The following is a 20,320-nucleotide window of genomic DNA, read 5'->3' as shown; positions in this document are numbered from 1 at the left end:
CGATGTTGCGTAACTGCGGCCCTTCGCTTGCCGATGTTATATAGCTGAGCCCAATACCTGGTTATTGTTTTATAGATCGATTGCCGGAATTAAGACGATTCTTAAAGAGCGGCCATTTCCTGGAATGAATCGATGCTCGATGTTATAAAAAAACCAGTGCCGGGCTGCAGCCGAATATTGGGAGTATTGATGGTTCTGTCTGGTCGTTGGCGGGAAGCTTGCAATTTCAATGAATGATTTTGTTTGTGGCAGGGATGGTTTGTTTTATGCGGTTTATCAAGTTCGGTGCCTTGGTCTGGCTACTGTCTCAAACGATAACGTTTACTGGACTGGCGGCGGCAGATGTTGATTTCGGTGGGACGACCCGGTTCGTCTTCAATGCCAGGGACAAGGCAAAAACAATTACGATCGAAAATGTTGGCAAGCAAGCCGTGCTGGCTCAGGTCACATTTGGTGATGGCGATGATCAGCAAGCTCTGGACGACTTGCCGCTTGCGCTTTCAAGACCATTAATTGAGATTCAGCCCGGAGACAAGCAGACGGTTGATATTCTGTATCAAGGGGTTGGGCTTCCTCGGGATCGGGAATCCTGTTTTCTATTGAGTGTGATGGATATTCCAAAGGTTCCTGCGGAGCAGAACAGGTTGCAGATTGTCCTGCGTCACCGCCTGAAGGTATTTTTCCGCCCCGCGTTGCCTATGTCTCCGACAGAAGCTTTTACCAGGTTGTATTGGCGGCAGGCGACCCAATCAAAAGATGCCATCCTCGATGCTCACAATGATTCGCCTTATTTCCAGACTCTCACGGATGTCCAATTCCTTGATCGGCAGGGGCGGGTGTGTGGGAAACCCGTGGCGCACCTGATGTTGCCCCCCTTTTCTACACGGGATGTACAGCTGGCCGATTGTGCAAAGCCAATAGCCAGGATTACCAGCACGTTCATCACGGATGAGGGCGATAGAACTCCGCATGTGATGGCTGTGACGCGTTCCACACCTAATTCAGGATCGCCGATATGAATAAAGCAATAAGTATCCTGGCAGCGCTTTCGTTGAGTTTCAATGTGTCTGAGTCCAAGGCCCAGAGCGAGGTGCAATACACCTGTGACAACACCTACACTCATGCAACTACGCAAGCCTTGCAAATCAATGCCTCTGTAACGATACCCGACTCGGCACCTGCAGGAACGGTAGTATGGCGGATGCCCGCCCAGGACCTGAACTACAACTGCTGGTTAGGACCTTCGACGTTTGCGACCTATTTTTTTCTTAATCCCCTCGGCCGGGATTTTGGTCCGGATATAGAAGTCGGGGTGACGTTGAATGGCACTGACTATCGCCCGTCTGTTACCAAGTCTGTGCGCGCAAGGACCATGCCTACGAACAGTACGTCGGTAGGGCAGATAAATGTCAATGAGTTCGGATATTACAAGGCCTCTTTGTTTATTTTAAAAAAGACCGCTGCAAGCACGACTTCACAGACCAGGACAGTAGACCTGAACAACTATGTTCCCTATACGATTGGGAAGGAGGGGCAGCCTATTTCGGGGTTGCTCTCTGTAGTGGTCAAAGGCCTCACCGCCAACCTCATCCCCTGTTCGTCCACGGTTACCGTGAACCCTACTACCATGAGTTTCGGAAATATCATCAGTGCTGGCGCAACTCCCGGGCTTGAAATCAAGCGTGCCACCTTCTCGCTCTTTGAACAACGTACCTGTCAAGGTACCGCCGTGTATGGTTTGAACGGGATTCTGCGACCCGCGGAGAACGCGATTCTATACGACAGTATGGGAACCCTGGTGCCCAAGGATAATGATTCGGTCGGTATCGAAATCCTGGATGCCGACAACCACACCCCGCTGCGCTTCAACAACGCGTTCGTGGTGATTCCTCAAGTCAGCTCGACCAGTAACAGCAAGCAATTCGAGGCTCGTTTGAAGTGGCGCACGGATAAACCCAAGCTGGGCAGCTTCAATGCCGGCGCTATCTTTGACGTGTACTACAAGTAGCCCAGGCCACCGATCGTCTGGGCTTTCACATCGTCAATCGAAGTGGTGTCACAATGATTCTACGTGGCAGGGCACCTGATCCCTGGTAATCCGCCGATTTCATGTGTGACCTCATGCCTTCGATTGACGATTTTCGCTTCAACGCCCATCACCTGCTGCTCGATCTCGATGCAGCCACGAATCATCTCATGATGCTCGTCGTTTCTCGCGAAGTTTCAGGGGTTCGCTGGGATGAGGCGGTCTCTCGCCATAGGCGTGCATATGAAGCCTGGGCTTGTCTATCCACCGGGGTCCAGACGGACCCGATGCCTGCCCTTGATGGACGACCGGTCGAAGGTGGTACTCCGTCACCCTAGGCTCTGCACAAAAGTCTTGAGATGAAGGTCAGGCAAGGCGAAAACAGCTGGCGATCACCCGCGCGCAGGACGGGCCCACCCGTCATGGCGCTCGCTACTCCACGATGCAGATCCAGCGATGATTCTGCCGGTAGGGTGCACGGGTGAATGCCACGTCCGAGACCAGAACCATGCCTTGCTCTTGAAGCGCTTCGGTCAGTTGCACGAGTGTCTCTGCTTCGATAGTCATCTCTGTTACCTCGTCAGATTACTGCGTTCATAATTCTTGACCGAGCGGGCAAGTGACTAATTCATTTTTTCTAGGGAGCTGATGCCTGGAGTGCATCGGCGCTTCTGATTCAGTCCTTATGACATTGTCTGGGGGCGTGGCTGGGCCGAGGGCGCTTGGGGAGGGGGGCCGGGCATGACAGTTTTTCACAATTGAGGGTAACTTTCAGTTACAAAGTGTGGCTAAAATGCCATCTTTCAGATGCCCTCACGCTGCCGCTTGGTGGGGAGAGCAGTCCGTTCACTTAAGCTGTGTGACGAATCGCGTGAAACTCATCATTGTTGCGATCTATATCCTCTCCATCGGCTATGTGCACTTGCGTGGGCGTGTGCGGCACAAGCTCGGTCGGCAGTTGAGCGACCATTCTTCCTTCCTGGCGCCTATCAATTGCCTGCTGTACCTGTGTTCGAAACTGCCCAACAGGCCTTACCTGGAAACGGCCGATTTTCCCGACCTGAGCCCCTTGCAGGCCCATTGGGAAGAAATTCGCGCAGAAGGCCAGAACCTGCTGAAGGCAGGAGAAATCAAGCGCTCCAATCAATATGACGATGTCGGTTTCAACTCGTTCTTCAAGACGGGCTGGAAGCGCTTCTACCTCAAGTGGTACGGCGACAGCCATCCTTCGGCCATGAAGCTGTGTCCGCGCACTACCGAGCTGGTACAGGGCATCGGGTCGATCAAGGCGGCGATGTTCGCCGAGTTGCCGCCAGGCTCGAAGCTGGTCCGGCACCGCGACCCGTATGCCGGTTCGTATCGGTACCACTTGGGCCTGGATACGCCCAACGATCCTGGCTGCTACATCAATGTCGATGGCCAGCAATACCACTGGCGTAATGGCGAGGCGGTGATGTTCGACGAGACGTTCATCCATTACGCCGAGAACACCACGCCTCACAACCGCATCATCCTGTTCTGCGACGTGGAGCGGCCGATGAAATTCCGCTGGGCCAGTGCCTTCAACCGTTGGTTCAGTCGCACCGTAATGGCGGCCGCCGGTGCACCGAACGATGCTGGCGACAGGACCGGCGGGCTGAACCGGGCGTTTTCCAGGCTCTACAGGATCCGCCTGCAAGGCAAGGCCCTGAAGAAGCGCAACCGTACCCTGTATTACCTGCAAAAATGGGCGTTCTTCGGTGGGCTGTTGGCGATTTTCGTCTGGATCTGAGGGGGCTGCCGCAGTCCCGTTCCTGCACGGTGTCGGGACGCGAGCAGCTCACTCTCCGGGCTTCTCGGCCTCCAGTTGTTGCCACATCCGGGCCGTGATCCGCTGGCGGTGGTTGTAGCCGTCCCACGGATCGGCGCCCAGCCCCCTGGCTCGCTCCAGTGCGGTATGGATATCCCATTGCTGGGCGTTACGCAGGCCATCGAGTTCCGCCCGGGCAATCGGTACCGACACCGGCAGGCCGGGCCGGGCGCGTACCGAATAGGCGGCTACCGTACTGGCGCCCCGGGCATTGCGCAGGTAGTCGATGAAGATCTTCCTGACCCGGTTCTTGGGCCCCATGGTGGCGGTCACCCGCTGGGGCATCTGCTGGGTCATGAATTGAGAGATGGCCTTGGCGAACGCCTTGGTCGTGTCCCATCCTTCACTGCGCGCCAGCGGCACGATAACGTGCATGCCTTTGCCGCCGCTGGTCTTGAGGAATGCCTGCAACCCCAATTCGTCGAGCACCGATAATGTCAGGCGGGTGACTTCCAGCATGGCGCTCCAGGGCAGTGTCGGGTCCGGATCCAGGTCCAGGACGAACAGGTCGGGGGTTTCGATCCGGTCGTGGGTCGCGGTCCAGGTATGCAGCTCCACCGTCCCCATCTGAGCCGCACTGATCAGTGCCCGTGGACTGTCGATTTCCATCAGCGCGGCATGGCCAGGGTCCAGGGCCGGATCCAGCTGGCGGATATGGGGAATTTCCAGGCGGTCGGCATGCTTCTGGAAGAACTGCTCTTCACCGATTCCATCCGGTGCCCGCAGCAGGGCCACCGGGCGCTGTTTCAGATGGGGCAGGATCCATGGCGCGATGTCCGCGTAGTATTGCGCCAGTTCCACCTTATGCACGCCGCTGACACTGTCGATGACCCGCTCGGGATGAGAGATCTTCACGCCGCCGACATGCACCGCGCGATGTTTTGCGCCGCGCTTGGGTTCAGGTGCCATGGCCTTGATCGGCAAGGGTTGCACTCGCACCACCTGGTCGACTGGCGTGTCGGCCAGCAGGCCGAGAAAGGCTGCCTGGCGCACGAGGCCGTCGCGGGTCCACTCGGCGAATTCGATTTCACAGACGCGGGTTGGCTCGACCCACTGCACGCCGCGCCCTTGTGCCGTATTGAGGGGAACGTTCAGGGGCGAAGTGTCACGCACCTGCCTCAAGAGCTGCTCGTGCAAGCCCTTGAGCTGGGCTTGCTTGAATCCTGTGCCAACCCGACCGGCGTATGTCAGCCCCGCAGGGCCGTTGACCGCCAGCAGCAACGCACCGAAACCACTGCGGGTGCCTTGCGCACGGGTGAAGCCGACAATCACGAAGGCCTGGCGCAGCCGGCACTTGAGTTTGACCCAATCGACGCTGCGCTGGCCCGCGTAGGGGCTGCCCAGGCGCTTGCCGACCACACGGTCCAGCGACAGGGCGCTGGCACTCTCGAAGATCTCGTCCTGGCTGGCGGAGAATGCTTCGGAGAACCGCAGGTGTTTGCTGGCATTGTTGGCCAGGGCCTTTTTCAGCGCAGCTCGCCGTTCTTCCACCGGCACCTGGCGCAGGTCCCGATCATTGAGAAATGGCGCATCGAACAGAAAATACAGCAGGTCCACGGTGCGACCGATCTCAAAAGCCTGCCGCAGGGCCGCCAGGTCGGATCGCCCGGTATCGTCGAGCAGCACCAGTTCACCGTCCAGCCAACTGTCCCCCAGGCCCAGGGCGGCGAGGGCATCGGCGTGCAGCTTGAGGCGCTCGGTCCAGTCCTGGTGATTGCGGTTGAACAAGCGGACCGCGCCATGCTCGATGCGGGCCAGCAGTCGATAGCCATCGAATTTGACTTCATAACGCCAATCGCCGGCCGGTGGTTGCTCCACGGGCGTAGCGAGTTGTGGGGACAGGCGTTCGGGTAACCGGTTATCGGTAAGGCTGTCGTCTCGCCGGTTGTCGTCGCGAGTCGTGACGGTGTCCGGTTCGGTGCCGGACGAACGGGCATATTCACTATCGGCCTTGGCCATGACAGATTCCCTTGCAGTACTGGCTTCGGGGATTAGCCCCGGGAGGCCTTGGTGGCTTTTTTGGCAGGGGTGGATTTCCGAGGCTTGGCGGCTTTCTCGGCGGTCTTGCCGCCGGGCTTGTCGGCCGCCTTGCCCTTGCTGCCCAGGCTGCGTTTGAGCAGTTCGGTGAGGTCGATGACATCGGCGCTCTTGCGTTGTTCTTCGCCCGGGTCGGTTTCCACTGCTTCGAGCCGGCCCTCGTTGGCTTTTTTCTCCACCAGTTCCATGATCTTGTCCTCGAAACTGTCGCGGTATGCCTGGGGTTCCCAATCCCCACTCATGTCCTCCACGAGGCGCTTGGCCATTTCCAGCTCACCCTTGGCCAGCGTCGGGTGAATCACCTCGTCGCCCAGTTCCAGGATATCCAGGTCGCGCACTTCGGCGGGCCAGCGCAGCATCACCAGCACCAAAGCCGATTCCAGGGGCATGAGGGCCGCCAGGTGCTGGCGGGTATGCAACACGACATGGGCCAGGGCCACCTTGTTGGTCTTGACCAGGGTCTCGCGCAAGAGCGCATAGACCTTGCCGCCGCGCTTGTCGGGGGCAAGGAAGTAGGGGGTGTCGATGTTCTGCAGTGGAATTTTCTCGCTGTCGACGAAGGAAAAGATGTCGATGGTCTGCGTGGACTTGGGGTGTGCGGAGCGGATCTCCTCTTCGCTGAGCAGCACATACTGGCCTTTCTGGTATTCGACGCCCTTGACGATGTCTTCCTTGGTCACTTCCTTGCCGGTGACCTTGTTGACCCGCTTGTAGCCCACCGGGTCCATGCTGCGCTTGTCCAGCCAGTCGAAATCCACCCCTTGGGATGACGTCGCCGACACCAGTGCAACCGGGATATGCACCAACCCGAAACTGATAGCGCCTTTCCAGATTGCCCGTGCCATGGTGGGGGTTCCTTGCCAGTGATGAAGTCTCTCTTGGTGACCTTCCGGCCCCGGCAAAAGTTTCCCTGGAAGCGAGTTCAAGCCGTGACGGGAGCGCCTGTCGATTTGCCCGGAGATGCCTCGTTACATCTTTACCGGGACTTTCACTTAACAACGGCGAACCAGAGCAGTAGCGTGCTTTCGATATCCCTGAGCGATTTCGCGACGCAGGAGAAACCCATGAACAGGCTGATGCTCGCCGTTTCCGCGCTGTTGCTGGCCGGTGCCGCCCAGGCGACGCCGGACCCCGGGGCGCTGGTCCTGGCCCAGAACCTGCCGGGCAACAATGACCCCTACAGCAATCCGATACGGCGGGCCAATCCCAACAGCATGCAGGGCACCCAGCCCAACGTGCCGACGATCCGCCACAATCCGACGATCCCCGCACCTCGACCCCCGACCCTGGAAAATGGCGGTATCGGCAACGGTTATCCGCGTTCCGGGCCGCCGCCTGGTTCACCCAGGCCCACCATCGAGTCCGGCACGCCCAACCGGAACATGAACAACGGTAATCGCCAGTGATAACAGAAGGAGCTGTGCATGTTGCATAAGACATTCATCGCTGCGCTCTGCGCCAGCACTGTCCTGACATTCGCCACCGTGGCCACGGCCGCCCAGACCCAGTCGTTGAAGAGCGAGGAGGGCACCCTGGAGGTGACCACCGTGGTCAGGGGGCTGGAGCATCCCTGGTCCGTGGCGTTCCTCCCGGACCAGCGGGGCATGCTGGTGACGGAGCGGTCCGGCAACCTGCGCCTGGTGGATGCCGAAGGCCGATTATCGGCGCCCCTGGGCGGCGTACCCGAGGTCTGGGCCAGGAGCCAGGGCGGATTGCTGGATGTGGTGCTGTCGCCGGACTTCAAGCAGGATCGCACCGTCTACCTGTCCTATGCCGAGGCCGGTGAGGACGGCAAGGCCGGCACTGCGGTGGGGCGCGGGCAGTTGTCCCAGGACCTGACGCGCCTGGAGAACTTCGATGTGATTTTCCGCCAGCAGCCAAAGCTATCGACGGGACATCACTTCGGTTCGCGCCTGGTGTTCGACCGGGATGGCTATCTGTTCATCACCCTGGGGGAGAACAACCAGCGTCCTACGGCCCAGGACCTGGACAAGCTGCAAGGCAAGGTCGTGCGTATCTACCCGGACGGCCAGGTGCCGGACGATAACCCCTTTGTCCTGCAGAAAGAAGTCCGGCCCGAGATCTGGTCCTACGGTGTACGCAATCCCCAGGGCGCCGCGCTCAATCCCTGGACCGGTACGCTGTGGGAGAACGAGCACGGGCCCAGGGGTGGCGATGAACTGAACATCATAGAGCGTGGCAAGAACTACGGCTGGCCGCTGGCGACCCATGGCATCAACTACTCCGGTTCGCCGATTCCCGAAGCCCAGGGCAAGATCGTCGACGGTGCGCTTGGCCCTCATCATGTATGGCAGATTTCGCCGGGGCTCAGTGGCATGGCGTTCTACGACAGTGACCGCTTCAAGCCCTGGCAGCACAACGTGTTCATCGGCGCCTTGGTGTCCAAGGACCTGATCCGCCTGCAACTGGAGGGGGACAAGGTGGTCCACGAAGAGCGTTTGCTGGGGGAACTCAAGGAGCGCATCCGGGACGTGCGCCAGGGGCCGGACGGTTACCTGTATGTGCTGACGGATGAAGACGACGGTGCGTTGTACAGGGTCGGGCTCAAGTAAACAGCGCCGGGTGATCCGCAGGGCGGTGGCCTTGATTCGGTCTACCGCACATTGGTGATTGACTTGCCCTCGACACCCGGCTAGTTTCCAGGCATGACTAACACCGTACTGCGCAACCAGCCAAGCATTATTACCGCCATTCCTTATCTGGCGGGCTAGCTGACGACTGTGCCCAACCCGCCCTCGAGGCGGGTTTCTTCTTTCTGTCTCCTGGGCTTCCACCTCACCAGGAGCACGCCATGACCGCGACCCGCCACGAGCAAACGTTACTGGAACACTACGTCAAGAAAATCCTCGCCGCGCCGGTATACGAACTGGCCGTACGCACGCCGCTGCAAGCGGCGCCGGCGCTGTCCCAGGCCCTGGGCAACCGGATCCTGCTCAAGCGCGAAGACCTGCAACCGACGTTCTCATTCAAGATCCGCGGCGCCTACAACAAGCTGGTCCGGTTGACCCCGGCGCAGCGGGCCCGTGGTGTCATCACCGCATCGGCTGGCAATCATGCCCAGGGCGTCGCGCTGGCGGCGCGGGAGCTGGGCATCTCGGCCTGCATCGTGATGCCCAGGAGCACACCCGGGTTGAAGGTGTCGGGCGTACGCGACCGGGGCGCCGAAGCCCTGCTGCACGGGGAGAGTTTTCCGTATGCCCTGGAGCATGCGTTGAACCTGGCCCGTGAGACCGGACGAGAATTCGTTTCTCCTTTCGATGACCCCGATGTGATCGCCGGCCAGGGTACGGTCGCCATGGAAATCCTCAGCCAGCATGCCGGCGCGCTCGATGCGATCTTCGTTCCGGTGGGCGGAGGCGGGCTGATCGCCGGGATTGCCGCCTACATCAAGTACCTGCGCCCACAGGTGCGCATCATCGGTGTCGAGTCCCGACACTCCGCTTGTCTGCAGGCGGCGTTGGCCGCAGGGGAGCGAATCATCCTGCCAAGCGTGGGGACCTTCGCCGATGGCGTGGCGGTGGCGCAGATCGGCGTCCATGGTTTCGAGATCTGCCGCTTCTGTGTGGACGAGGTGATCACGGTCGGCAACGGCCAATTGTGCGCCGCTATAAAGGATATCTACGACGATACCCGCTCGATCACCGAGCCTTCCGGCGCGTTGGCGGTGGCCGGCATCAAGCAGTATGTGGCCCGTACCGGCATCCGGGGCCAGACGCTGGTGGCCATCGACTCCGGTGCCAATATCAACTTCGATAGCCTGGGACAGGTCGCGCAGCGAGCCGCCCTGGAAACGGCGTGACATGACCTGTCATCGCTTTTTTCATGCCAGCCGACGGACGCCCCTTTGCATGATGGCAATTAGGGCTAATCTAGCTTCCGACGCAATGAGCAATTGCAGTTTGCAAGAGCAATACGCCGCTTCCTTGCATTTTGCCCGAGGAAGTCTCGACGCTGGCACGCTAAGTCATTGATTTACATCAAACAGAAACGTGGCAATTGCAGGCATATTTTTTGCGGGATGATCCAAGAGTTCGTTTGTACGAGCCTATTGATTAAAACGCCAAAAACGAACGGCACGGTTTTTTTATCGTCCCAGTCCGCACGGAAGAATACGGACAAGAATCACCGTCGTCGTGAACATAAGTTGGACGCCTCAACAGGAGAGAGTCGCCATGTTTTTATCTGCCCTCGAAATGCGCAGCATCATTGAAAGCAGCTTGTTACCCAAGCGCTCCCAATGCACCTTGTCACCCGATCTGTCGATGACCATCAAGGTCTTCGATGACCATGTAACCGATCGTGTCGCCTTGCTCAGAACCGATATCGATGCCAACAAGCTCACCAGCTGCCGGGCCATCAACGATCTGATCGCCGACCTGCGTACCGAGCTTGACCACAGTCATGTCACCGGTAATCAATTCCACCAGCAGCATCGAATGACCGGGCGTTAATAGCCCATAGTCAGTCACGCAGACGTTGGGCTGGGGCTCAAGCCCTGGCCCGGCGTCCGATTTCCCCTCGTTTCCCTCAGCTCAGCTGGTGCCTGTACGGCAGGTCCGGACCTGTCTTGCCGCACGTCAGGGCGGCCGCGCCCATGGCGAATTGCAGCATGGCGCTGACCTGATCCCGTTCCAGTGTCCGCAGGCCTTCGGCCGAATCCAGTTCGTTCTCCGACAGCCAGGTCAGCAGGGCGGCCTGGAAGGTGTCTCCTGCGCCCACGGTATCGGCCACCTTGACCGGTTGGGCGGGCATCGACCAGCTGCCATGGCGGCGACTGAACACCGTTGCGCCCTGGCCACCCCGGGTCAGGAAGACCAATTGGCAGCGGTGTTCAAGCCAGCCTTGGATCACCGTGCCTGGATCGCGCTCAGGGTAGAGCAGGCCGAGGTCTTCGTCGCTGACCTTGATCAGGTCGGCAAATTGCGCCAGCGTCCCGATCCGGGCACGCCAGAGTTCGATGTCCGGCTGTGGGTTGAGCCGCACGTTCGGATCGAGGCTGATCAGGCGCTGGCCGCTTTCGCGTTGCGCCAGTGCCAGCAACGCATCGGCGATGGGTTGTACCACCAGGGAGAACGAACCGAAATGCAGGCCGCGGACCTCCGGCCCCAGCGCGGGTAGATGCTCCAGGGTCAGTTGACGATCCGCGCAACCCTCGCCACGGAAGCTGTAATGGGGTGAGCCATTGGCACCGACGGCAACCATCGCAAGGGTGGTCGGTGCATCGAAGTCCACCAGGTAGTTTGCGCTGACGCCCTCGCTGAGCAGGACCTGGCGCAGGCGCCGGCCGAGATAGTCGGTGGACAAACCACCGAACAGCGCCGACTCCCTCCCCAGGCGGCGCAGCCCCACCGCCACGTTGAACGGCGAGCCGCCGGCGATGGCCTTGAAATTGACCTGCGCGACCGGACCGCCAACCTCGTCTTCGCTGAAGACATCAAACAGTGCTTCACCACACACCAGAAACATAATTGCCTGCTCTCAAAGGGTTGCGACGTGTTGTCGGTAACGTTCATAGGCCTGTTGCGATGCCGCGACGTGCTCGGCGATCGGCCGGGTTTCACTGGCCGGATCGAGCTTGACGCAACGCTCGCACAGCTCGTCCAGGCCTTGCGGCGATCCTGAATGGCACCAGGCGGCCTGGATCGCCGCGCCCAGGGCGGCCGCTTCGCTCTGCTCGGTGCAGATGACGGTGGTGTCCATGATGTCGGCGACGATCTGCCGCCAGACCGCGCTTTTCGAGCCGCCGCCGATCAGGCGAATGCTGCGGGCCTCGAGGCCGTTGGCCCGCAGCAGGTCCAGGCCGTAGCGCAAGCCGAACGTCGTGCCTTCGACCACCGCGCGGCACAGGTTGGCCCGGCTCAGGTTGGTAGTCGTCAGGCCCAGCAGGCTGGCGCTGGCATGGGGCAGGGGAGGCACGCGTTCGCCGTTGAGAAACGGCAGCATGCAGACACCCTCGGCCCCGATGGGTGCCTGGGCCACCAGGGTGTTGAAAGCCTCGATGTCCAGCCCCAGCAGCTCGCGGATCGCACCGGTGGCGTTGGTCAGGTTCATGGTGCAGATCAATGGCAGCCAGCCACCGCTGGATGAACAGAACGTCGCCACCGATGCCTGCGGGCTGACCGCCGGTTCCCGGGCGTAGGCGTAGACGGTGCCGGAAGAGCCGAGGCTCATGGTGATCACGCCTGGCTGGATGTTGCCGGTGCCGATGGCGCCCATCATATTGTCTCCGCCACCGCTTGCCACCACGGCCTCGGGGTTGATGCCCAGGCGCGCGGCAATGGCCGGCAGGATGCGGCCGACGGGCTGGTGGGCCTCGATCAGTTCCGGCAGGGCCGCCTGCAATCGGCCGCTGGGGTCGATGTGCTGCAGCAGTCGCACATCCCATTGGCGGGTGCGCACGTTGAAATAACCGGTGCCCGAGGCGTCGCCGTATTCGCTGCAATGGCGGCCGGTGAGCCAATGGTTGAGGAAGTCATGGGGCAGCAGGATGCGGGCGATGCGGGCGAAGACATCCGGGTGTCGTTCGCGGGTCCAGAGCAGCTTGGACACCGTGTAGCCGGGCGCGATGACCACGCCGAGGCGTTCCAGGCTGCCGTCCTCGCCGCCCAGGTGCGCCAGGAGCCGATCGTTTTCCGGCGTCGTCTCGGTGTCGCACCATAACTTCGCCGGGCGCAAGACCTGGCCCTGGTCGTCAAGCAGGACCAGGCCGTGTTGCTGGCCGGACACGCCGATGCCGAGGATGGCCTGGCCATCGACCCCGGCCGCAGCCAGCGCCTGATGAGTCGCCTGGGTAAAGGCATCGAGCCATTGCCCGGTGTCTTGTTCACGGCGACCGTTGGCCCCGCTGATCATGCTGTGGGCAGCGGCGCCCTGGCCAAGTACCTGGCCGCTGATCGCATCCAGGATCAGCGCCTTGGTGCCTTGGGTGCCACAGTCGATGCCCAGGAACAGTTGTTGGTTTGCCATGGAAATCCTTGATATCAATGAACCGTCAGCACAGAACTGTTCGGACCGGGACAGGCTGGAACCTGGAACCTGTGGCAAGGTGATAAATCCCCTCGCCACAAAAAAGCGACCGCGTCCGCAGGTTCAGTCTGCGTCAGCCAATACCCGTTCAAGTGTTCGTGTTACCCCGTGCTCGCGCAAGCTGTTGCAGCACCATTCGAATGCTGCCACGAACTCCGGCGAGCGGGGGATCGCGGTGCCAAATATTTCTTCCACCTCCAGCATCCGCTGTGTCACCAGCGCATCGTCGGCCACCAGGGCCTGGCAGAACGCCGCCCGAGGGTCCGGGATCGAATACGTCGCGCCGTTCTCGTCCACGCCCTTGAGGTACACGGCCCAGGCCGCAACCACCAGCGCCGCGCGGCGGGTTTCAGCGCCATCGGCGATCAGGCGGTTGATGGTGGGAACGGTGAACTTCGGAAACTTCGACGAGCCGTCCGAGCAGACCCGTTCCAACTGGTCGGCAATGGCCTGGTTGGAGAAACGCTCCACCAGGGTGTCCTTGTACTCGCCCAGGTCGATGCCGGGCACCGGTGCCAGTTGCGGTGTCACGTCCAGGTCCATGTAGGCGCGGATGTAACGCACGAACAGCGGATCGTTCATGGTTTCGTGGACAAAGCGATAGCCCTTGAGAAAGCCCAGGTACGTCAGGGCCAGGTGGCTGCCATTGAGCAGCTTGATCTTCATCTCCTCGTAAGGCGAAACATCGTCGGTGAATTGCACGCCAACCTTTTCCCAGGCCGGCCGACCATTGACGAACTTGTCCTCCAGGACCCATTGCACGAACGGTTCGCAGACCACCGGCCAGGCGTCGTCGATCCCGTGTTCGTCGTGCAGTTGCAGGCGGTGGGCCACGCTGGTCATGGGGGTGATGCGATCCACCATGGCGTTGGGGAAGCTCACGTTGCGGTCGATCCATTGCCCGAGGTCGGCATCGCGCAGCGCGGCGAAGGCGAGCAGCGCCTTGCGCGTCACGGCGCCATTGTGGGGCAGGTTATCGCAGGACATCAGGGTGAATGCCGGGATGCCCGCGGCACGCCGCTTGGCGAGGGCTGCACAGAGAAAACCGAACACGGTTTTCGGATGGTCCGGGTGGCTCAGGTCGTGCTGGATCTGCGGCAGGTGGGCCATGAACTCGCCGTTGCTGTCGTCGATGCAGTAGCCACCCTCGGTGATGGTCAGCGAGACGATGCGGATCTGCGGGTCGGCGAGCTTGTCGATCAGCGCCTGGGCGCTGTCTTCGGCCAGCAGCATGTCGGCTATGGCGCCGATGACCCGCACTTCGGTGTCGTCGGTGTCACCCAGTTCATACAGCGTGTACAGGTAGTCCTGGCCGGCCAGGTCGTCCCGCGCGCGGCGGTCTTCGGGCCGCAGGCCTACGCCACAGATGGCCCAGTCCAGGCCTTCGCCGGTGTTCATCAGCGCATCGGTATAGTACGCCTGATGAGCCCGGTGGAAACCGCCGACGCCGATGTGGGCGATGCCTTGGCGGATATCGCTCAAGGGATAGGCGGGCAGGGCGACGTGCGCAGCGAGGTTGTGCAGGTTTTGACGGTTGAGTTTCATCACGGGTCTCGGTAATCAGGCGGCGGCGCGCAGCGTGCGGGTCAGCGCCACGCCATCGGCATCGAACAGGTGGCAGTGGTCGGCGTCCAGATGAAGGCTCAACTGCTCGCCGAAACGGCTCGCCAGGTCGCCACGAACGCGCATGGTCAGGGCTTCGCCGGACGCCGTGGTGACGTGGCAGAAGGTGTCGCTGCCCAGCCGCTCGCTGACGTCGGCCGTCACCTGCAAGGTGCATTCGCCCGGTTGTGCCAGGTTCAGGTGTTCCGGGCGGATGCCCAGGGTCACCGCGCTGCCGACGTCCAGGCTGGCCCCGCTGACGGGCAACTGGATACGCGTGCCCGCATCCAGCAACACTTCGCAGCCCAGGCCGCTGAGCGCCGTGACCTTGCCCTTGAGGAAACCCATCTTCGGGGTGCCGAGAAAGCCGGCGACAAACAGGTTGGCCGGCTGGTGATAGAGCTCCAGCGGCGAGCCGACCTGCTCGATGCGACCGCCGTTGAGTACAACCACCTTGTCCGCCAGGGTCATGGCCTCGACCTGGTCATGGGTCACGTAGATCATGGTCGCCTGCAGCTCCTTGTGCAGGCGCGCCAGCTCCAGGCGCATCTGCACCCGAAGTGCGGCGTCGAGGTTGGACAGGGGTTCGTCGAACAGGAAGATCTTCGGGTTGCGCACGATGGCCCGGCCAATCGCCACGCGCTGGCGCTGGCCACCGGACAGTTGCTTGGGCTTGCGCTCGAGCATCGGTCCCAGTTCAAGGATGCGCGCCGCTTCGTTGACCTTCTTTTCCACCTCGGCCTTGGGCACGCCGGCCAGGTCGAGGGCGAAGGACATGTTCTTGCGCACGCTCATGTGGGGGTACAAGGCGTAGGTCTGGAACACCATGGCCAGGTCGCGCTTGGCCGGGCTGACTTCGGTAATGTCCCGGCCATCGAGTTCGATGGTGCCGTCGCTGACCTCTTCCAGGCCGGCGATCAGCCGCAGCAGTGTGGATTTGCCACAGCCCGACGGGCCGACGAAGACCACGAACTCGCGGTCGTTCACTTCAAGGTCGATACCCTTGATGATGGAGAAGCCTTCGAAGCCTTTTTGCAGATTCTTGATTTTCAGGTTGGCCATGATGATGAGCCTCCGCTTGATAAAGATGTAAGGCGCGTTACTTGACGGCGCCGAAGGACAAACCGCGCACCAGCTGTTTCTGGCTGATCCAGCCGAAAATCAGGATCGGCGCGCAGGCCAGGGTCGAGACGGCCGACAATTTGGCCCAGAACAGACCTTCAGGGCTGGAGTAGGAAGCGATCAGCGCCGTCAGCGGCGCAGCCTTGGACGAGGTGAGGTTCAGCGACCAGAACGCCTCGTTCCAGCACAGGATCAGCGACAGCAGCACAGTGGATGCCAGCCCGCCCTTGGCGATCGGCAGCAGCACGCGGACCATCTCCTGCCATAGGGTGGCGCCGTCCAGGCGCGCGGCCTCGAGGATGTCGCGGGGAATGTCCTTGAAGTAGGTGTAAATCATCCAGACCACGATGGGCAGGTTGATCAGTGTGTAGATGATGATCAGTGCGACCCGGGTATCCAGCAGGCCGAACTGCTTGGCCAGCAGGTAGATCGGCATCAGCACGCCCACCGGCGGCAGCATCTTGGTGGAGAGCATCCACAGCAGGGTGCCTTTGGTGCGCTGGGTTTCGTAGAACGCCATGGAGTAGGCCGCCGGTACTGCGATCAGCAGGCAGAGGGCCGTGGCGCTGAAGGACACCACCACCGAGTTCCAGGCGAAACTGAAGTAGTTGCTGCGCTCGTTGATGTGCAGATAGTTCTCCAGCGTCGGCGCAAAAATGAATTGCGGCGGCGTGGCGAACGCGTCGATTTCGGTCTTGAAGCTGGTCAGCACCATCCAGAAGATCGGGAAGAAGATCACGATCGCGATGGCCCAGGCCAGCGTACCCAGCAGCAGGCTTTGCAGCCGACGGGATTGTTGAAGAGTCATGGCGGCGGCCTCAGTGCTTGTCGGTGAGGTTTTTGCCGATCATCCGAACCAGGATGATGGCGGCGATGTTGGCGATGACCACGGCAATCAAGCCACCGGCCGACGCCATGCCGACGTCGAACTGCACCAGCGCCTGGTTGTAGATCAGGTAGGCCAGGTTGGTGGAGGCATAGCCGGGACCGCCGTTGGTGGTGGTGAAGATTTCGGCGAACACCGACAGCAGGAAAATGGTTTCGATCATCAGCACCACGGCGATCGGACGGGCCAGGTGCGGCAGGGTCAGGTGCCAGAAGATCGCGATCGGCCCGGCGCCGTCGAGGCGGGCAGCTTCTTTCTGCTCCTGATCGAGGGACTGCATGGCGGTCATCAGGATCAGGATCGCAAAGGGTAGCCATTGCCAGCTCACGATGATGATGATCGATAGCAACGGGTAATGGGCCAGCCAGTCCACCGGTTGGGCACCGAACAGCTTCCACACCGAGGCGAGGATTCCCGAGACCGGATGGAAGATCAGGTTCTTCCAGATCAGCGCCCCCACGGTGGGCATGATGAAGAACGGCGAGATCAGCAGCACCCGCACGATCCCGCGCCCGAAGAATTCGCTGGCCTCCAGCAATGCGCTGATCAATACCCCGAACACGACGCTGATCAGCAGCACGCTGCCGACCAGCAGCAATGTATTGGTGGCGCCGGGCATGAACCCCGAGTCGGTCAGGAAGTACGTGAAGTTCTCCAGCCCCACGAATTCGTTTTCGCCGGGGTAGAGCAGGTTATAGCGGATCATCGAGAAGTAGACAGTCATGCCCAGTGGCACGATCATCCACAGCAGCAACAGGGCCACCGAAGGGCTGACCAGGAACCAGCCGGGGTTGGCCACACGGACCTTGCGTACCGGTGGGGCTATCTCGAGTGGGGCTTTGACAGTTGTCGTTGAGCTATTCATGGCATTGAACCGATTTTTGCGGGCCTGTGTAGATCCACTGTGGGAGCGAGTTTGCTCGCGATAGCGTCGTATCAGTCACTCGTGATATTGGCCGGGTGGCCCTCATCGCGAGCAAGCTCGCTCCCACAGGAATCGGGAGCGGGCCTCAATGAGCTGACTACTTGGGATACCCAGCGCGTTTCATCTCGCGTTCGGTGGTGGACTGCGCGGCCGTCAAGGCCTGGTCCACGGTCTGTTGTCCGGTCAGCGCGCCGGAAAAGAACTTGCCTACCTGGGTGCCAATGGCCTGGAATTCGGGGATGGTCACCAACTGAATGCCGACATAAGGCACGGGCTTGAGGGTAGGGGCTTTCGGGTCGGCGACTTTCAGCGACTCCAGCGTCACCTTGGCAAACGGTGCGGCCTTCATGTACTCATCGCTGTACGTCGAGGTGCGGGTGCCTGGCGGTACGTTGGCGATGCCGTCGGTCTTGGCGACCAATTGGCCGTATTCCTTGGACGTCGCCCAGGTGGTAAAGACCTTGGCCGCGTCCTTGGCTTTGGAGCTGGTGGGGATGGCCAGGGACCAGGAGTACATCCATGAGGTGCCCTTGTCGGTTTTTTCCCGGGGGGCGAAAGTGAACCCGACGTGATCGGCCACCTTGCTCTGGGTCTTGTCGGTCACGAACGAACCGGCCACGCTGGCATCGACCCACATCGCGCACTTGCCGCTGTTGAACAGCGCCAGGTTCTCGTTGAAACCGTTGCTGGAAGCACCCGGCGGGCCGGATTTCTTCATGTTGTCGACGTAGAAGTTCAGCGCATCCTTCCACTCGGGGCCATTGAATTGTGGCTGCCATTTCTCATCGAACCAGCGCGCGCCAAAGCCGTTTGCCAGGGTCGTGATCAGGGCCATGTTCTCGCCCCAACCGGCCTTGCCCCGCAGGCACAGGCCATACTGTTCCTTGGATTTGTCGGTGAGTTTTTCCGCGAACTCGCCGATCTGGGTCCAGGTCGGGCGTTCGGGCATGGTCAGCCCAGCGTTCTTGAACAGGTCGGTGCGGTAATAGGTGATCGAGCTTTCGGCGTAGAACGGCAAGGCGTACAGCGTACCCTTGACCGACAGGCCATCGCGCACGGAAGGGAAGACGTCGTCCAGGTCGTAGGAAGCCGGCAGGTCCTTCATGGGTTCCAGCCAACCCTTGGCGCCCCACAGTGCGGCTTCGTACATGCCAATGGTCAAGACGTCGAACTGCCCGCCCTGGGTGGCGATGTCGGTGGTCAGGCGCTGGCGCAGGACATTTTCTTCGAGCACCACCCAATTCAACTTGATGTCCGGATGCTCTGTCTCGAAGGTCTTCGAGAGTTTCTGCATGCGGATCATGTCGCTGTTGTTGACGGTGGCAATGGTGAGGGTCTGTGCGCCGAAACTGACGCTGCTGAGGGTCAAGCAAGTGGAGACAAGCAGGGTTTTTGCCAAAGGTTTCATCGCGCACTCCTTTTCTGCGCCCGGCAGGCTGCAGAAGGACAGTTATTGTTTTTAGTCTTCCGATGAAAGGAAGGATGTGCGCTGATTACAGCCTTCAATGGACGGCGTGACAAATCATCCGTCGCACTTATGCTGATACTTTTTTGCAGTGCATGCGGTTTCAGCGAAGTTTGTCTGTCGGGAAGGATTCGTCCATGTGCGGAAGATTGAATCTGTGTGTAGGAGATTAAATCTGTGTAGGAGATAAATCTGTGGCGTGGCGAGGGGATTTATCCCCGCTGGGCTGCGAAGCGGCCCCCGGTTCTTTCTGACCCACCTCAGTGTTGGATTGATATGGGGAGCGCTGTCGCGCCCCCGGCGGGGATAAATCCCCTCGCCACAGGTCACTCCGGCCCCTGATCCTGCCTCACCGGGGCAGGAAAGTGTCAGCCCTGGTTCTGCTCGGTCAGCCGCTGTACCGCCAACCGTCGGTAGTGGGAAGGGGTCATGCCCTTGAGCTGCTGGAACCTGCGGTTGAAGTTGGAAATGTTGTTGAAGCCCGATTCGAAGCACACCTCCGTCACCGGCTTGTCGCCATCGGCCAGCAACTCGCAGGATTTGCTGATGCGCAGCCGATTGACGAACTCGATGAAACAACGACCGGTGGCCTGCTTGAACACCCGGCTGAAATAGGTGGGTTTCATGCCCAGGTGTTCGGCGACTTCTTCCAGCGTCAACTCCCGGGCGTAGTGGGCGAAGATGTAATCCACGGCGCGGTTGGTGCGGTCGACGCTGTGCTCGTCGGCCATCTGCGAAGAGGTGGCGCCGGAGAGCAACTGATAGTCATCCGAGGTGGCCAGCAACTCCATCAGGATGAAGAAATAGCCCAGGCGGCTCATGCCCTGGGAATCGGCGATCCGCTGCATCAGGATCGTCGCCTGGCGGATGGTGCGCTTGCAGCGGAACTCGATACCGTACCGGGCCCGTTCCAGCAGCGGGGCGATGGTCTTGAGCTCGGCGAATACCTGGTGGCCGCTGTCGAACAGCTCATCGGTGAAATTCACCAGCATGTCACGCTTGGGCACCACTTCATTCTCGGCCACCTGGCTGATCCAGTTGTGGGGCACGTTGGGGCCGGTGAGAAACAAGGTCTGCGGGTAGAAGTTGCCGATGTAGTCGCCAATGAACACCTTGCCGGAGCTGGCAACGATCAGGTGCAGCTCATACTCCTTATGGAAATGCCAACGCACCAAGGGGCACGGAAAACCATGCTGGCGATAGATGATGGACAGTCCGTTATGGTCATCCATCAACTCATAGGAAGGGTCGGTGACTCTCGCTGTTCGGGTCATAGGCCTGCGCTTTTGTTTTTATCGCTGCTGGATAATGCCCCTATCGCCGTAGCGGTGCCAGCCCGCCGAGGGTACCGGTGGTCGCTG

At 60.6% G+C, this 20,320-nt stretch carries 18 protein-coding genes; 7 read left to right on the top strand and 11 right to left on the bottom strand.

What is annotated here, in order from left to right; translation table 11 throughout:
- Nucleotides 1–266 precede the first annotated feature (266 nt).
- Entirely contained in the window at nucleotides 267–1,019 is a 753-nt protein-coding gene (locus BLP99_RS24075) for a fimbrial biogenesis chaperone (RefSeq protein WP_168199565.1), read from the top strand.
- Complete coding sequence (locus tag BLP99_RS24070) at nucleotides 1,016–2,008, top strand: fimbrial protein (RefSeq protein WP_092181950.1); 993 nt, start codon at nucleotides 1,016–1,018, stop codon at nucleotides 2,006–2,008. The genes BLP99_RS24075 and BLP99_RS24070 overlap by 4 nt, the downstream gene beginning before the upstream one ends.
- 450 nt (nucleotides 2,009–2,458) lie before the next feature.
- Here BLP99_RS24070 and BLP99_RS26675 read toward each other — a convergent pair whose 3' ends face one another.
- Nucleotides 2,459–2,593, bottom strand: a complete 135-nt coding sequence (locus tag BLP99_RS26675; protein WP_256327893.1) for a hypothetical protein — start codon at nucleotides 2,591–2,593, stop codon at nucleotides 2,459–2,461.
- Nucleotides 2,594–2,897: 304 nt separating this feature from the next.
- Here BLP99_RS26675 and lpxO point away from each other — a divergent pair, with 304 nt between their 5' ends.
- Nucleotides 2,898–3,797 carry a lipid A hydroxylase LpxO gene (lpxO, locus tag BLP99_RS24060; protein ID WP_072391114.1) on the top strand — a complete coding sequence of 300 codons (900 nt, stop codon included), beginning with the start codon at nucleotides 2,898–2,900 and terminating at the stop codon, nucleotides 3,795–3,797.
- Nucleotides 3,798–3,845: 48 nt separating this feature from the next.
- On the opposite strand, the gene ligD is transcribed toward lpxO, so the two are convergent.
- Nucleotides 3,846–5,834, bottom strand: a complete 1,989-nt coding sequence (gene ligD, locus BLP99_RS24055) for a DNA ligase D (RefSeq protein ID WP_072391117.1) — start codon at nucleotides 5,832–5,834, stop codon at nucleotides 3,846–3,848.
- Nucleotides 5,835–5,866: 32 nt separating this feature from the next.
- Nucleotides 5,867–6,757 (bottom strand): non-homologous end joining protein Ku, encoded by an 891-nt coding sequence (gene ku, locus BLP99_RS24050; protein ID WP_072391121.1) that lies wholly within the window; start codon nucleotides 6,755–6,757, stop codon nucleotides 5,867–5,869.
- A 219-nt stretch (nucleotides 6,758–6,976) separates the two neighbouring features.
- Here ku and BLP99_RS24045 point away from each other — a divergent pair, with 219 nt between their 5' ends.
- From BLP99_RS24045 to BLP99_RS24030, 4 genes are all read left to right on the top strand, one after another.
- Nucleotides 6,977–7,318: a hypothetical protein gene (locus tag BLP99_RS24045; protein WP_072459216.1), complete on the top strand. Its 342-nt coding sequence runs from the start codon at nucleotides 6,977–6,979 to the stop codon at nucleotides 7,316–7,318.
- 18 nt (nucleotides 7,319–7,336) lie between these two features.
- Complete coding sequence (locus tag BLP99_RS24040; protein ID WP_092181947.1) at nucleotides 7,337–8,485, top strand: PQQ-dependent sugar dehydrogenase; 1,149 nt, start codon at nucleotides 7,337–7,339, stop codon at nucleotides 8,483–8,485.
- Nucleotides 8,486–8,724: 239 nt separating this feature from the next.
- Nucleotides 8,725–9,732, top strand: coding sequence for a threonine ammonia-lyase, biosynthetic (gene ilvA / locus BLP99_RS24035; protein WP_072391130.1), 1,008 nt, complete (start codon nucleotides 8,725–8,727; stop codon nucleotides 9,730–9,732).
- A gap of 373 nt (nucleotides 9,733–10,105) precedes the next feature.
- On the top strand, nucleotides 10,106–10,384 hold the full coding sequence (locus tag BLP99_RS24030; RefSeq protein ID WP_072391133.1) for a DUF1652 domain-containing protein: 279 nt from the start codon (nucleotides 10,106–10,108) through the stop codon (nucleotides 10,382–10,384).
- Nucleotides 10,385–10,460: 76 nt separating this feature from the next.
- Here BLP99_RS24030 and BLP99_RS24025 read toward each other — a convergent pair whose 3' ends face one another.
- The 8 genes from BLP99_RS24025 to BLP99_RS23990 all read right to left on the bottom strand — a co-directional run bounded on the left by BLP99_RS24025 (nucleotide 10,461) and on the right by BLP99_RS23990 (nucleotide 20,233).
- Nucleotides 10,461–11,399: a carbohydrate kinase family protein gene (locus BLP99_RS24025; protein ID WP_092181944.1), complete on the bottom strand. Its 939-nt coding sequence runs from the start codon at nucleotides 11,397–11,399 to the stop codon at nucleotides 10,461–10,463.
- Nucleotides 11,400–11,411: 12 nt separating this feature from the next.
- Nucleotides 11,412–12,899: a xylulokinase gene (gene xylB, locus BLP99_RS24020; RefSeq protein WP_072431106.1), complete on the bottom strand. Its 1,488-nt coding sequence runs from the start codon at nucleotides 12,897–12,899 to the stop codon at nucleotides 11,412–11,414.
- Between the two features lie 123 nt (nucleotides 12,900–13,022).
- Nucleotides 13,023–14,504, bottom strand: a complete 1,482-nt coding sequence (locus BLP99_RS24015) for a mannitol dehydrogenase family protein (RefSeq protein WP_072391142.1) — start codon at nucleotides 14,502–14,504, stop codon at nucleotides 13,023–13,025.
- Nucleotides 14,505–14,519: 15 nt separating this feature from the next.
- Complete coding sequence (locus tag BLP99_RS24010; RefSeq protein ID WP_072391145.1) at nucleotides 14,520–15,623, bottom strand: ABC transporter ATP-binding protein; 1,104 nt, start codon at nucleotides 15,621–15,623, stop codon at nucleotides 14,520–14,522.
- Nucleotides 15,624–15,660: 37 nt separating this feature from the next.
- A complete protein-coding gene (locus BLP99_RS24005; RefSeq protein ID WP_072391149.1) occupies nucleotides 15,661–16,491 on the bottom strand; it encodes a carbohydrate ABC transporter permease in 831 nt (276 codons plus the stop codon).
- A gap of 10 nt (nucleotides 16,492–16,501) precedes the next feature.
- Nucleotides 16,502–17,434 carry a carbohydrate ABC transporter permease gene (locus tag BLP99_RS24000; RefSeq protein WP_072391153.1) on the bottom strand — a complete coding sequence of 311 codons (933 nt, stop codon included), beginning with the start codon at nucleotides 17,432–17,434 and terminating at the stop codon, nucleotides 16,502–16,504.
- Nucleotides 17,435–17,591: 157 nt separating this feature from the next.
- Complete coding sequence (locus BLP99_RS23995; protein ID WP_092181941.1) at nucleotides 17,592–18,902, bottom strand: ABC transporter substrate-binding protein; 1,311 nt, start codon at nucleotides 18,900–18,902, stop codon at nucleotides 17,592–17,594.
- A gap of 425 nt (nucleotides 18,903–19,327) precedes the next feature.
- Nucleotides 19,328–20,233, bottom strand: coding sequence for an AraC family transcriptional regulator (locus tag BLP99_RS23990; RefSeq protein WP_072391160.1), 906 nt, complete (start codon nucleotides 20,231–20,233; stop codon nucleotides 19,328–19,330).
- Nucleotides 20,234–20,320: the final 87 nt, after the last annotated feature.

The sequence above is a fragment of the Pseudomonas sp. NFACC32-1 genome (genome assembly GCF_900101215.1).
Classification (GTDB): domain Bacteria; phylum Pseudomonadota; class Gammaproteobacteria; order Pseudomonadales; family Pseudomonadaceae; genus Aquipseudomonas.
The sequence above is the reverse complement of the archived record's forward strand: the minus strand, read 5'-3'. Positions and strand labels throughout refer to the sequence as shown.

Coding starts and splice junctions, on each gene's coding strand:
- BLP99_RS24075 (WP_168199565.1), top strand. CDS start 267: ATGCGGTTTATCAAGTTCGGTGCCTTGGTCTGGCTACTGTCTCAAACG.
- BLP99_RS24070 (WP_092181950.1), top strand. CDS start 1,016: ATGAATAAAGCAATAAGTATCCTGGCAGCGCTTTCGTTGAGTTTCAAT.
- BLP99_RS26675 (WP_256327893.1), bottom strand. CDS start 2,593: ATGACTATCGAAGCAGAGACACTCGTGCAACTGACCGAAGCGCTTCAA.
- ligD (WP_072391117.1), bottom strand. CDS start 5,834: ATGGCCAAGGCCGATAGTGAATATGCCCGTTCGTCCGGCACCGAACCG.
- ku (WP_072391121.1), bottom strand. CDS start 6,757: ATGGCACGGGCAATCTGGAAAGGCGCTATCAGTTTCGGGTTGGTGCAT.
- BLP99_RS24045 (WP_072459216.1), top strand. CDS start 6,977: ATGAACAGGCTGATGCTCGCCGTTTCCGCGCTGTTGCTGGCCGGTGCC.
- BLP99_RS24040 (WP_092181947.1), top strand. CDS start 7,337: ATGTTGCATAAGACATTCATCGCTGCGCTCTGCGCCAGCACTGTCCTG.
- ilvA (WP_072391130.1), top strand. CDS start 8,725: ATGACCGCGACCCGCCACGAGCAAACGTTACTGGAACACTACGTCAAG.
- BLP99_RS24030 (WP_072391133.1), top strand. CDS start 10,106: ATGTTTTTATCTGCCCTCGAAATGCGCAGCATCATTGAAAGCAGCTTG.
- BLP99_RS24025 (WP_092181944.1), bottom strand. CDS start 11,399: ATGTTTCTGGTGTGTGGTGAAGCACTGTTTGATGTCTTCAGCGAAGAC.
- xylB (WP_072431106.1), bottom strand. CDS start 12,899: ATGGCAAACCAACAACTGTTCCTGGGCATCGACTGTGGCACCCAAGGC.
- BLP99_RS24015 (WP_072391142.1), bottom strand. CDS start 14,504: ATGAAACTCAACCGTCAAAACCTGCACAACCTCGCTGCGCACGTCGCC.
- BLP99_RS24010 (WP_072391145.1), bottom strand. CDS start 15,623: ATGGCCAACCTGAAAATCAAGAATCTGCAAAAAGGCTTCGAAGGCTTC.
- BLP99_RS24005 (WP_072391149.1), bottom strand. CDS start 16,491: ATGACTCTTCAACAATCCCGTCGGCTGCAAAGCCTGCTGCTGGGTACG.
- BLP99_RS24000 (WP_072391153.1), bottom strand. CDS start 17,434: ATGAATAGCTCAACGACAACTGTCAAAGCCCCACTCGAGATAGCCCCA.
- BLP99_RS23995 (WP_092181941.1), bottom strand. CDS start 18,902: ATGAAACCTTTGGCAAAAACCCTGCTTGTCTCCACTTGCTTGACCCTC.
- BLP99_RS23990 (WP_072391160.1), bottom strand. CDS start 20,233: ATGACCCGAACAGCGAGAGTCACCGACCCTTCCTATGAGTTGATGGAT.